9 protein-coding genes are annotated in these 12,753 nt (G+C 49.5%); 5 read left to right on the forward strand and 4 right to left on the reverse strand.

Annotation, left to right across the window (positions count from 1 at the left end; translation table 11 throughout):
• Positions 1-32: 32 nt before the first annotated feature.
• From G8759_RS33520 to G8759_RS33540, 5 genes are all read left to right on the forward strand, one after another.
• Positions 33-689 carry a deoxyribose-phosphate aldolase gene (locus G8759_RS33520; RefSeq protein WP_167217845.1) on the forward strand — a complete coding sequence of 219 codons (657 nt, stop codon included), beginning with the start codon at positions 33-35 and terminating at the stop codon, positions 687-689.
• Positions 690-759: 70 nt separating this feature from the next.
• The gene (locus G8759_RS33525; protein WP_167217847.1) at positions 760-2,217 is read left to right on the forward strand and encodes a TonB family protein; all 1,458 of its coding nucleotides are present in this window, start codon (positions 760-762) and stop codon (positions 2,215-2,217) included.
• Positions 2,218-2,389: 172 nt separating this feature from the next.
• The gene (locus G8759_RS33530) at positions 2,390-5,887 is read left to right on the forward strand and encodes a lamin tail domain-containing protein (protein ID WP_167217849.1); all 3,498 of its coding nucleotides are present in this window, start codon (positions 2,390-2,392) and stop codon (positions 5,885-5,887) included.
• Positions 5,888-6,037: 150 nt separating this feature from the next.
• Positions 6,038-7,129, forward strand: coding sequence for a glycine cleavage system aminomethyltransferase GcvT (gene gcvT / locus G8759_RS33535; RefSeq protein WP_167217851.1), 1,092 nt, complete (start codon positions 6,038-6,040; stop codon positions 7,127-7,129).
• Between the two features lie 110 nt (positions 7,130-7,239).
• The gene (locus tag G8759_RS33540) at positions 7,240-7,950 is read left to right on the forward strand and encodes a 2-phosphosulfolactate phosphatase (protein ID WP_167217853.1); all 711 of its coding nucleotides are present in this window, start codon (positions 7,240-7,242) and stop codon (positions 7,948-7,950) included.
• Positions 7,951-8,023: 73 nt separating this feature from the next.
• Here G8759_RS33540 and acpP read toward each other — a convergent pair whose 3' ends face one another.
• The 4 genes from acpP to G8759_RS33560 all read right to left on the reverse strand — a co-directional run bounded on the left by acpP (position 8,024) and on the right by G8759_RS33560 (position 12,614).
• On the reverse strand, positions 8,024-8,263 hold the full coding sequence (acpP, locus tag G8759_RS33545) for an acyl carrier protein (protein ID WP_162389306.1): 240 nt from the start codon (positions 8,261-8,263) through the stop codon (positions 8,024-8,026).
• Between the two features lie 134 nt (positions 8,264-8,397).
• A complete protein-coding gene (locus tag G8759_RS33550; protein WP_167217855.1) occupies positions 8,398-9,732 on the reverse strand; it encodes a TolC family protein in 1,335 nt (444 codons plus the stop codon).
• 61 nt (positions 9,733-9,793) lie between these two features.
• The gene (locus G8759_RS33555; RefSeq protein WP_167217857.1) at positions 9,794-11,407 is read right to left on the reverse strand and encodes a DHA2 family efflux MFS transporter permease subunit; all 1,614 of its coding nucleotides are present in this window, start codon (positions 11,405-11,407) and stop codon (positions 9,794-9,796) included.
• 88 nt (positions 11,408-11,495) lie between these two features.
• Positions 11,496-12,614 carry an HlyD family secretion protein gene (locus tag G8759_RS33560; protein WP_167217859.1) on the reverse strand — a complete coding sequence of 373 codons (1,119 nt, stop codon included), beginning with the start codon at positions 12,612-12,614 and terminating at the stop codon, positions 11,496-11,498.
• Positions 12,615-12,753: the final 139 nt, after the last annotated feature.

Consider the following 12,753-nt stretch of genomic DNA (forward strand, 5'->3'; position numbering starts at 1 on the left):
TCACTCATTCATTCTTTCGCTCTTTATATTCCATGAATCACCTTTTCCCCTACATTGAGCGGACTTTGCTGCATCCGGACGTAACCATCAATGAGCAATATGAAGCGCTCGATGACGTCACGCAACTCGGCTTTGCGGGGCTGACAGTTGCTCCGTTCTGGGTGAAAAAATTCCGGCGCGAACTTGGTGATACTCATCCGGCCATTCTCTCAACGGTTATTGGCTACCCCTTCGGATACCAGCGTACGGAGGCCAAACAAACCGAACTGGAATGGGCTTTACGCGACGGAGCCAGTGAAATTGAGGTCGTACTCAATACATCGGCGCTCTTCTCGCCCAGCTCCGTCTGGCTGAAAATTGAACTGGCGAAGCTGGTTGCGCTGGCTCATGCGCAGGAGAAGTTTTTTACGGTTATTCTCGAATCATCCCTACTCGATCAGGCACAGCTTCAGGCCGTGATCAAACTGGCTGCCGATACCGGAGCCGATTTCATCAAAAATGCAACCGGGTCACGCCAGACTGGGTCACGCCAGACCGGGTTTTCGCTCGAAACTGCTTTGGCGTTTCGCTACCTCGTTCCGAAGTCCATAGGCATTAAGATTGTTGTCGATGGGGCAACCCAGGAAGAGATGGAAAAACTTATCTCGGCTGGGGTAGATCGGTTATCTCTCGGACAGTCAATAGCATAAATTAACATAAGATTTATTGACATATATCCCACTTTAGTATACATTAGTGGTCCCTATATCCGTCATCCTTATGAAACGCTTATTCCTTCTTTGCAGCTTTATTTTCCTGTGTTTTCATAGCTCCGCTCAGCAAACTCCTTACCAGGCTTTTGAAGTCGATAGTGCTGCCGAACCACATGGCGGCACGCCTTTCCTGAACACTTTTCTACAAACGAACTTACGCAAACCAATAGCCGCCGAAGCCAAAGGTATTGGCGGACGGATTGTTGTCAGTGCTATTGTCGAAGTAGATGGCCATGTATCCGATGTCAAGGTCATGAATAGCCTACGCCCCGACCTTGACCGGGAAGCTGTACGTGTTTTTACTCTGTTCAAGGCCTGGAAGCCAGCTTACAAAGCAGGGAAAACCGTTCGACAGCAGATTATGATTCCGATTATGTTCAAGTCCAATGTTCCATTTCCTTACAACAACGGTGCACGAGTAAGTTATTTTGACGCAGACCAGAAATCCCTCGCCGATAGTAGTGATAAAGTTCGCTATAAACAGATTTCTCCTTTAGATACGAATGGCTTTCCTAATGGTGATATAGTTGTTTACAAACTAAAAGGCTCAGATTGGAAAGAACATTATCGATTACCATTAGTACGTAAGAAAAGTCTTTACCCAGGCCCTTCCAGCAAGCAAAACTACCAAGTTGGCTATCAAAATAGTGACAAGGCATGGGATGGTAATGTACTAATACTGAATGAATCCGGCTCGCCCGTTAGCCGATTGTTTTATAAAAATGGTATACCAGCCGGCTGGGGGCTAACTTATTATCCTAATGGATCAGTCGCAAAAAAAACCGACGAGCTTGAGGATGGGGTCAGTGTTACATCGTGGTACACAAATGGTCAGATCAAACAAGTAAAAAAAGAAATAAAGCCCCAACCCCTGAAGGCAAAAACTCCTGAGATAGTGACAGCCTATTGGGATAGTACAGGACAACAGTTAGTAAGCGATGGAAATGGACGAGCCATCTATCAGGAGTTCGTAGAATCTCGCGCTGATTCAGCCCGCCAGACAACGTTTATTGAACAGGGTCTCTATGAGAACGGATTAAAACAGGGAACTTGGACAGGACGCTATGCGGATGGGTCGTATTTTTATGAGGAACAATACGACAAAGGCATCTGTCAGCAAGGGAAAGCCCAGGTTGCCGGGTCCGATACCCTTCGCTATACTGAAGTTGAACAGCAAGCGGGCTTTTCAGGAGGTCTACCCGCTTTAGGGCAGTTTCTGTCGCAGAACCTAAGTTATCCGATCGGTGCTCAACGAGCAGGAGCACAGGGCCGCGTATTTGTTAGTTTTACCGTTTGCACGGATGGAACCTTATGCGACTATGAAGTACTCAAAAGTGTTCACCCTGAGTTAGATAAGGAAGCCGTCCGAGTTGTGCAAAAAATGAGTGGCCGCTGGACACCGGGAACAAACCGTGGTCAGAAAGTCCGGGTGAAATATAATCTGCCAATCAATTTTACCTTTTAGCAGGCAAGCATCCTCTATACATAATCACCAAAAAGTCAGCCTATTACTTAAAATTACTATTCCCTGAATGTTAACCAACTATTAACGTTCTATTATCAAATCGGCCAGCGGTTATCCAGTTGCTGCATAGACTATAATTTCGGGCTTGCACTAACCCCGCACGATCCGATTTATGCATCATTTCTCCCTGCAATCTCTGGCAATCACTTTGTTATGGCTCGCATCGGCGCTGCCCTTGAAAGCTGGCACGCCTGTTTTAATAACTGCCAAGGGTCCGACCAAACTCAGTCACTTTGCACCTGTGTCAATCGGTGCGGGCAAGGTTACCGGCGGCCAGATACGCATCACCGAATACATGTACGACGGTGCCCCCGGTGAATACATAGAGATCACGAACGTTGGCGATGCTGCCATTGACCTGACCGGCTGGAGCTTTGATGATAGCAGCCGCCAGCCAGGCTCGTTCAGTTTAAGCAGCTTAGGTATTCTTCAACCCAATGAATCGGCCATTATAACCGAGGTTACGCCCGCCGTTTTTCGCACAACCTGGTATCTGCCGAGTACCGTAAAAGTGGCAGGCGGCAATAGCCAAAACCTGGGCCGTAGCGATGAAATCAATATTTACGATGACAGCAACACGCTGGTTGACCGACTGACATACAATGATCAAAGTATGCCCCCTACTATCCGTACACAAAACACCAGTGGCTGGGCAGAGCGGGTAAATCTTGGTGCTAACACAATCAGTACGTGGAAACTTTCGACGGCCAATGATGCTCAAAATTCATATTTGTCTGCTACAGGGAATCTCGGTAATCCTGGTGGTTATCTGATTCCACTGCCTCGGGTAAAAGTTGTTGAATCCGGCGGAACAACGATTGTAGCAGAAGGTGGTGCAACCGATACGTATAGTATCGTTTTGAATAATCAGCCAACGGCTGCCGTTACAATCGCAATTTCACCCAATAGCCAGCTTAGCACCAATCCCACATCGCTGACGTTCACCACCGCCAACTGGAATACAGCCCAAACCGTAACGGTTACAGCCGTTGATGATGCCGTTGTGGAAGGTGTACACTCCGGTACCGTAACGCATAACACCAGCAGCAGCGATCCGGCTTACAATGGAATCGCCACCAACAGCGTGTCGGCTACTATCACCGACAATGACATATCGGCAACGGCCCCGCCAACCATCCAGGAATCGACGGTCTCTACCTTACTTAATCTGCCGACGGCCAGCCCCGGCTATGTAAGCGGGGTAATCAATGACCCAACCGATCCGGCCAGCACGCTCGGCATTGATTTTACCATCGGTGATACCGATACGCCAGTCGGCAGCCTGACGGTTACAGCCAGTAGCAATACGACGAGTGTGGTTGCCAATGCAAATGTTAGTCTTACGGGTTCGGGGGCCAGCCGTAATCTGAAAATAACCCCGACAGGCGTCGGATTTGCGACAATTTCCGTTCTGGTTAGTGATGGCAGCAATACGGCGACGTATAGCATTAATTATGCCGCTTCAGCGAGCTCTGTAAATCCGGGTTCGACCCGTTTCCATTCGGGCACCAGCGATGCATCAACGGCGATGGTCCTGGATGCCAGTACGATGCTGGTAGCCGACGACGAGAATCAGGTGCTTCGGCTATATGATCGGACGAAATCCGGGTTACCGTCAACTGGTTTTGACTTTACGGCTCAATTAGGGCTGACCGACATATCAGGAAGTACCCCGCGTGAAGTCGATCTCGAGGCTTCGACCCGTGTAGGTAAACGAATTTATTGGGTCGGATCAGAAAGTAATGCCGATGGGGGTGGTTTTCGTCCAAACCGTAACCGGGTTTTCGCCACTGATCTTAGCGGCTCAGGAAGCGCAAGTACACTTACGTATGCAGGACGCTATGATTTCCTGAAAGATGATATCCTGAACTGGGATGCGACCAATGGCCACGGTAAAGGCGCTAATTACTACGGTTTGGTAGCGAGCGCTAACAGTGCCGTGGATTCAAAGCAGTCTGCTGGTTATAATATTGAAGGTGTCGAAATGGCTCCCGATAATAGCACCGCCTATCTGGCTTTCCGTGCTCCTCAGATCCTGCCTGCCTCCCGAACAAAAGCCCTTATCGTTCCAGTTACCAACTTCACGAATCTGATTACCGTATCGGGCGGTGGAACTGCGGGTTCGGCTACCTTTGGCGCACCTATCGAAATGGATCTGGGAGGACGTGGTATCCGGGAAATTCGAAAAAATGCCAACAACCAGTACATCATTATTGCGGGTGCTGCGGGTAACGAAGGTCCCGCTCCGAACGATTTTCGATTGTATACCTGGACAGGCAACCCAGCTGAGGCTCCCGTACTACGCAATACCGATCTCTCGGCCCTCAATGCTAACGGCAGTTTTGAGTCGATCCTCGACGTGCCGAACCCGCTGACCGAAGCCAGTCAGATTCAATTGCTGGTCGATAATGGCGATGCCATTTATTACAACGATGGCACTATTGCGAAAGATCTATCCCAGAATAATTTCAAAAAATTCCGGAGCGAGCTCGTGCCTTTGGGTGCATCCAGTACGCAGCCTCTGGCTATTACGGTCGTTAGTTACGATTGCTTCACCGGCGCGATTACGTTTGGCAAACTCGGTGGCGATCCCAATAAAATCGTCGAATATCGGGCCATTGGAGTCACCGACTGGACCACGAACCCTACGGCTAAACTCGATGCCGAAGCCCGCACGGCCAGCGACCTCAATAGCATCAACATCAGGGCCCGCTATGTGGGCGAGCCAGCGTCTGAGGTAACCTATCTTTGGTCCCGTCCTGCGCCCTGCACGCAACCTATCTCCACAACGGTCTTGTCGATTACGGTCGTCAGTTATGACTGTTTCAGTGGAGCCATTACGTTTGGCAAACTCAGTAGTGATCCGAACAAAACCGTTGAGTACATGGCCATTGGCATTACGGGCTGGGCAACCAATCCGCAGGCCAAACTCGATGCCGAAGCCCGTACCGCAAACGACCTGAACAGCATCAATATTCTGGCCCGTTACGTTAATGACCCGCAATCGCAGGTGAGTTATCTGTGGACACGCCCTGCTCCCTGTGATCAGCCCATTTCAACGCCTGCGCTATCCATTACGGTTACCAGTTACGACTGTTCAACGGGAGCCATCACGTTTGGCAAACTCAGCAGTGATCCCAACAAAACCGTCGAATATCGGGCTATTGGCATTACGGATTGGACAACCAATCCGCAGGCTAAACTCGACGCCGAAGCCCGCACGGCTAATGATCTCAATGGAATTAACATAACCGCCCGGTATGTTGGTGAACCCGCTTCTGAAGTAAGCTATTTCTGGACGCGGCCTGCGCCATGCAACGGTGCCCGACTTGGCGTTACAGCGTTCGAATCTGCACGGGAATTGAAAATTGTTCTTCTGGGCAATCCAACCAGTACCGAACGCATACTTGTTGAAGTACATGGAGCTGAAGCTCAGCCGCTTCGCCTGGTTATCCGCGATGTACAGGGTAAACAGATTAGCGAACAAATAGTAGAACGAGCTGGAGCTATTGAGCAGCAAACACTTGGCCTGGGTCAGACTTCGGGGCTTTATTTGTTGCAGGTTACAACGCCTGCCAGAAGCCAGACCGCAAAGATAATTCGACAGTAAACAACCAATTTATCAGATTGACAGCAGCCACAGCCCACCCAGGTTGTGGCTGTTTCGTGAATTGACCAATGGCTCAATGGCAGTGAATTACAGAAAGAGCCGTTAAAACCAATAATCCATTTGTAAATTTGCCGGATAACCCCTGGGCAAATGTCGCTTAAGCAAGTTCCTCTCCATCACATTCATCAGCAGTTAGGCGCGAAGATCGTGCCGTTTGCGGGCTTCGAGATGCCCGTTCGTTACTCCTCCGACCTGGAAGAACATAACACCGTTCGGAATGGCGTCGGCATTTTCGACGTCTCGCACATGGGCGAGTTTATCCTCAAAGGCGAAGGGGCTCTGGCTTTGATTCAGCGCGTTTCGGCCAATGACGCCAGTGTGCTTTTCGACGGTAAGGTTCAGTATAGTTACCTGCCCAACGGCCGGGGCGGCATTGTCGATGACCTGCTGGTTTACCGGATTAATTCGCTGGAATACATGCTCGTGGTCAACGCATCGAACATTGAAAAAGACTGGAACTGGATCAGTCAGCATGCCGCGGACTATGAATTAACGATGGTCAACGTATCCGATGATATGTGTCTGTTCGCCGTTCAGGGCCCACTGGCGGCCAAGGCGTTACAGTCACTCACGAGTGCAGATCTTGATTCGATGGATTATTATACCTTCGAAAAAACCGACTTTGCCGGTTATGCCAATGTCATTGTATCGGCAACGGGTTATACGGGCGCTGGCGGATTCGAAATCTACGTATCCAATCACCAGGCCGAAGGTGTCTGGAATGCCATTGTTGAAGCCGGAGAGCCCTACGGCATCAAACCCATTGGCCTCGGCGCACGGGATACACTCCGACTCGAAATGGGCTACAACCTCTACGGCAACGACATCACCGACGAAACCTCACCTATTGAAGCGGGTCTTGGCTGGGTCACGAAATTTACCCACGACTTCATTGATGCCGATTTGCTGAAACAGCAAAAAGAACAGGGTGTCAGTCAAAAACTGGTTGGCTTTGAGATGATTGACCGTGGTATTCCTCGTGGCCATTATGAGCTGACCGACGCTGATGGCAACCACATCGGCGAAGTGACCTCCGGAACGCAATCGCCCACACTTAGTAAGGGCGTTGGTTTGGGATATGTTCAAACCGCATTCAGTAAGGCCGGCACCGAAATTTTTGTTAAAGTCCGCGATCGGCTTTTAAAGGCCCAGGTCGTGAAACCTCCTTTCGTAAAAAAATAATCTAAACCGGGATTTAACTGATTGAAGGATTTAGCTGATTGTGTTTCTATCAATAATGACTGGCAAAATCCTGTAAATCCTTCAGCTAAATCCCGGTTCGGAGCTTCCCTATGAAACAAATTGACGTTTGCTTAACTCCTGATTTATTACATCTCCACACGATAGAAAATACGATTGTGGTGGTTGCCGATGTATTCCGGGCGACTTCATGTATGGTAACCGCTTTTGCCTATGGTGTCAAGAGCATTATACCGGTAGCAACGGTCGACGAATGTCGGCAATGGCAGGAACGCGGGTATCTGGCGGCTGCCGAGCGCAATGCCCGTAAGGTAGAAGGTTTTGAATTAGACAATTCGCCGTTTACCTACATGGACGAACAAATTCGTGGCGCTGACGTAGCCATGACGACCACAAACGGCACGCTGGCCATTACACGCTCGCGGGGAGCGGTGAAAGTACTGGTCGGTTCATTCCTGAATCTGGATGCGATTGCCCGCTATCTGAAAACCGAACCTTATGACGTGATGGTCCTGTGTGCGGGTTGGAAGGGTCGCGTCAATATGGAGGATACGCTGTTTGCCGGTGCCCTGATCGACCGATTGAAAGAAAGCTATGCCATGGCCGAAGATAGTGTGATTATGGCGTGGCGGCTCTATGGCCAGGGGAAAGACAACTTGCCCAGTTACTTATCGAACTCTTCCCATATCCGCAGATTGCAGCGGCTGGGGATTCAGAAAGATATTACCTACTGCCTGCAACACGACCTTTACGATGTCGTTCCGGTATTGCGGGGCAATGCACTGGTTAGTATGGAGGTATAAACAAGCGATTTGTCAATCCATTGGCTATGCGGTACTTTAAAAATGACGCATGGCCAATGGACTGACTAACTGATTATGCCGTTACAGACACCCGCTGTTCATGTTGCAGATAGTCTAGAACGTTCTGCATGGTGGTTAGTTTCGCGTAGTCTTCATCGGGAATTCGGATACCAAACTCCTGTTCCAACTGCATAATCAAATCGACAGTGTCGAGACTGTCAAGTCCAAGATCGCGAACAAAGTGAACCTCGTTCGTAACGGCGGTTTCTGCAACGCCAAAGTTTTTCAATATCTCTGTAACACGCTCTTTCATAATAGATCTGCGATGAGGTCCGTTGCCATTGGCTAGTAACGGCTGGTTTATAGTCTTTGTTGCTTTACTAATCACATTTTAACAAATGATCCTGAATGCGAATCATTCGTTGCACTGTCAGAACAATTCCTTGCCTAAAACAATGGTTCCCCCAACAGTCGTTTTAACTCCAGCTGATTGAGCAATAGTTGATATTGAAAAGTCAATCGCCCTAATTCAGCTTCTTCTACGCCTGTTTCAGCACTCTGTAGCTCAACATTTGTAATGACACCATTACGCAGCCGGGCATTGGCAATATCGAGGGCCTTATGTGCTTGTAAAACCTGCGTTTCGAGGTTGGCCAGGCGGGTCTGATTACTGCGAATGTCGGCGTTCAATAGGGCGATACTCTGCCGGAGCTGTGCATTGGCCGTTTCAACGGCGTAACGACTCGCATTCAGATTTAACTGAGCAGCCTGATTCTGGAGTTTATACCGTTTCCCGGAATAAATGGGGGCGACAAAATTGATTCCTGCTGTCGTGTTACCCCGAAGTTGCTCAACCTCAAGCGGGTAGCCATTCTTAAACCCGGCCGTACCATTGAACGTAATGCTGGGCTGTCCCGAGCGATTGTTGACTAATACATCCGTTTCGGCCGCTTTTACCTGATCCTGAGCCAGTAGAACGGTTTTATTACCAACTGCGGCTGTTTGAAACTGGCCGTTCAGGTCAAACAGTGATACGGGTGCTAACTGAACGCCCACCTGAAATTGTTCGATAGCCCGATTCGTTTCTGGCTGAGGATTTCCGGTCAGGTAGGTCAGCGTGGCCAATTGTTTTTCCAGCTGATTCTGAATTTCAATTTTCCGGTTCTGCGCTACTTTCACCCGTACAGCCTCCGTCAACACGTCGTATTCGAGCGCATCGCCGTTCTGGAGCCGGTTCGATAGCAGCCGTACATTCGCACTGGCCGTTCTGATCACCGAATCCTGAACAATCAGGCTACGTTGCAGAAAACCAACGCCATAATAAGCAGCCGCCACCTGGTAAGCCAGCGATTGCTGCGTTAGCTCGTAGTTTCGGCGCAGTATCTGCACATTGTCGGCTGCCTGCCGAACGGCAGCATCCGTACGACCAAAGTCATAGATCGTTTGCCCGATCGACACGTTGGTGTTGATACTGTTATTGGGAGCCAGTTTGGCTACGACTTCCTGCCCATTGAGCGGAATAGCAAACTGCGGAACCGGCGTTATGTAGGTATAGTTACCGTTTAGATTCACGCTGGGGCGCATCGACGTCCGGGCAATGTCGACCCGTACTTCACCCGCCTGTATTTGCTGCTGCTGCTGTTTTAGCGTGGGGTAGTTTGTATTTGCCTGCTGCACCAACGCTTTCAGATCCTCGGGCGCGGCTATGGTCACCGTTTGGTTCTGAGCCTGCGCAACACCGATTGCGCAAAAGGCGAGTATAGTTACTAGTTGCGATTTCATTGGAAAGTGTTTTCGGTAGCCAGTTATTACACACTGACGGTGATAAACTGACTACTTACGTTTAGTGGGCTGCATCGGCAGCAGCTTTGGCCGCTTCGGCAGACATTTTTTTCTTCTTCAGTAAGAACAGGAGTGGGAACGACACCACGAAAAATAACCCAGCCAGCCGGAACGTATCCAGATAAGAGATCATCAGCGCCTGTCGTGAAACAATAGCATCGAGGTTTTTATAAGCACCCGATACCGCATCAAATGAATTCACGCCCTTTGCTATCAATCCCTGCGTCATGGCATTGAGTCGCTCGGTCAGTGCAGGGCTACCAGGCTGTAGATGCGAGACGAGATCGCTCCGGTGTAAGGCCGTTCGCTGCGTCACGTAGGTATTTGTGATGGCCACTCCAAAGGCACCACCAATCTGCCGCATCATGTTCACAATGGCAATACCGGTGGGCATTTGCCGGGGTTCCAGCGTCGATACCGACTGATTTATCAGGGGAACATTGACCAGAGCCAGGCCAATACCGCGAATGATGAGCGCCGTAATGAAATCACCATCCGACGCATCGGCATTGTAGGTCGACATGATAAAGCAGAACGAGCCAAAAGCCACGTAGCCCAAACTCACAATCAGCCTCGGCGATACACCTTTGGCCAGTAAGCGACCGGTAAGCGCAAACATAGGCAGCGTTATGAATCCACCCGGAATCAGCAATTTACCAGTCTGGGTGGCAGTCAACCCAACGATGCGTTGCGCAAACAACGGATAGAGAAGCACGGATGTAAACAGACCGTAACCGACTATGACAACCAGTATCGAGCCAATAGTGAGGTTTCGATTTTTCATCACCCGCAGATCAACAACCGGCTCTTTGGTGCCCCGCAGCTCCCACCAGATAAAAAATGGCAATGTGAATGCGGCCACTAAAGCCAGATACCGAATCACTGCATCATCGAACCAGTCATCGGCTTCGCCCCGTTCCAGCACATACTGTAGGCTCCCGATCCCGACTGTCAGTAGTAAAATGCCAATCTGGTCAATATGAATACCACGCCGATTAATATTGACTTCGTCGGGTTTTTTATCGATGTAGGTGATGCTCAGAAACGTAGCGATAATACCGATCGGGACGTTGATGTAGAACATCCAGCTCCAGTGGTAATTATCGATGATATACCCCCCAAGCGTTGGGCCAAGTGTTGGACCAAGCACGATTCCCATACCGAATATGGCCGATGCCACTGCCCGTTGCGAGGCCGGAAAGGCATCGTAGATAAGCCCCTGCGAGGTCGAAAGTAAGGCACCGCCCCCTACGCCCTGCAAAAAACGGAAAAAGATCAGCATCTCCAGATTGGTCGCAAAACCACATCCGTACGACGATATCGTGAAGAGAATGATGGAACCGATGTAATACGATTTTCGGCCAAAGTAGCGCTGTAAAAAACCAGTCATCGGTATCACAATGACGTTGGCGATAGCGTAGGAAGTAACGACCCAGGCTACGTCTTCAATAGTAACACCCAGATTACCGGCAATATCCGTCAGACCAACGTTCACGATGGATGTATCAATCAGCTCGACAATAGCTGCCGAAATAGCCGTGATCACGATAATCCACCGCTTAAAACCCGTTGGCAAAGCCGGTTGTGCCGGAAGGGCCAATGTTTGAGTTGCCATTTTTATAAGTTTTCAGTTTTCTGTATATGCGTTTTCAGTTTGTCAGCATCAGAATGCGCTCACCTGAAAATTGGTACCAGAAAACTTTTTAGTTGGCTACCCGCACTTCAGCATCGACGCTTAAACCGGCCCGCAGTTCATTTTTGTACTTTTCCGGATTCAAAATTTCGATCTTTACCGGAACACGCTGCGTAATTTTCACGAAGTTTCCTGATGCATTGTCGGGCGGGAGAAGCGCAAACCGGGCGCCCGTTGCCTCCGAAAGTGAGCTGATACGGCCTTTTACATCAAGGTCAGGGTAAGCATCCAGCTTAATATCGACTGCCTGACCGAGTTTCATTTTTTCCAGCTGGGTTTCTTTGAAGTTAGCCACAACCCAGAATGTCGAGTCGGCAACGATCGTGAACAATGTCTGCCCCGGCTGCACATACTGACCCACGACGACATTCTTGCGGCCAATTTTACCCGAAATCGGAGCTGCTAGATGGGCATAGCCAACTTTAAGTTTCGCATTGTCAATTGCGGCCTGCTTCACCTTCAATACGGCCTGAATTTTCTGAATGTTAGCCTGTGCCTTGGCAATACCGGCCTGCGCAACCCCCTCTGACGTTTTAGCAAGACTAATCTGCTCAACATTAGCCGTATACTGGCGCGACTGCACTTCAACATTGTTCTGAGAATCTTCCAGTTGTTTTCTGGTCAGTGATTGCTCTTTGTACAGATTCTGGTCCCGATTCAAATCCTGCTGGGCTTTATCACGACGTGACGCCTGTACCTGCGCGTTCGACTGAGCGACGCGGGCATTCTGGGCAACATTACGGGCATTGGCCAGTGCATTCTGCAAATCGGCGCGTGCCGTGGCCAGATCCGCCAGCGATTGCTGATAGTCGGCATCGGCTTGTGCCAGCGCTACGTCATATTCCTGCGGATCGATTGTAACGAGTGACTGCCCCTGTTTTACGTTCGCGTAGTCTTCTACATTTACAGCCTGTACGTAACCCGCCACACGGGCCAGTACTGGAGCTGAGTTTCCCTCAATCTGGGCATTATCGGTTGTTTCATATTCTTTACTGTGGACATAGGCTTTATAGCCAAAATATCCACCTACCAGTAAAATAAGCGCTATAATAATGCGGGGCAGATAGGTCTTTACCGCGCTTTTTTCTTCCGTAGTTGTTTCCTCTTCGGTTGCCATTGTGGTTGCCATTGTATTAGTTATTCAGCACCTGTTGTGGTTTGTTACAGAACAATTCATATAGTCAACTTGTTTGACTACAATGCGACAAAAGTAAACCGAGTTGACCATAAAGTCAAACAGGTTGACTATATTTGTACAAAATTTAGTC

This window comes from Spirosoma aureum, assembly GCF_011604685.1.
In the GTDB taxonomy this organism is placed as follows: Bacteria; Bacteroidota; Bacteroidia; order Cytophagales; family Spirosomataceae; genus Spirosoma; species Spirosoma aureum.

Bases quoted from the DNA above. Each gene is read 5' to 3' on its own strand.
- G8759_RS33520 (WP_167217845.1), top strand. From the start codon at position 33: ATGAATCACCTTTTCCCCTACATTGAGCGGACTTTGCTGCATCCGGAC.
- G8759_RS33525 (WP_167217847.1), top strand. From the start codon at position 760: ATGAAACGCTTATTCCTTCTTTGCAGCTTTATTTTCCTGTGTTTTCAT.
- G8759_RS33530 (WP_167217849.1), top strand. From the start codon at position 2,390: ATGCATCATTTCTCCCTGCAATCTCTGGCAATCACTTTGTTATGGCTC.
- gcvT (WP_167217851.1), top strand. From the start codon at position 6,038: ATGTCGCTTAAGCAAGTTCCTCTCCATCACATTCATCAGCAGTTAGGC.
- G8759_RS33540 (WP_167217853.1), top strand. From the start codon at position 7,240: ATGAAACAAATTGACGTTTGCTTAACTCCTGATTTATTACATCTCCAC.
- acpP (WP_162389306.1), bottom strand. From the start codon at position 8,263: ATGAAAGAGCGTGTTACAGAGATATTGAAAAACTTTGGCGTTGCAGAA.
- G8759_RS33550 (WP_167217855.1), bottom strand. From the start codon at position 9,732: ATGAAATCGCAACTAGTAACTATACTCGCCTTTTGCGCAATCGGTGTT.
- G8759_RS33555 (WP_167217857.1), bottom strand. From the start codon at position 11,407: ATGGCAACTCAAACATTGGCCCTTCCGGCACAACCGGCTTTGCCAACG.
- G8759_RS33560 (WP_167217859.1), bottom strand. From the start codon at position 12,614: ATGGCAACCACAATGGCAACCGAAGAGGAAACAACTACGGAAGAAAAA.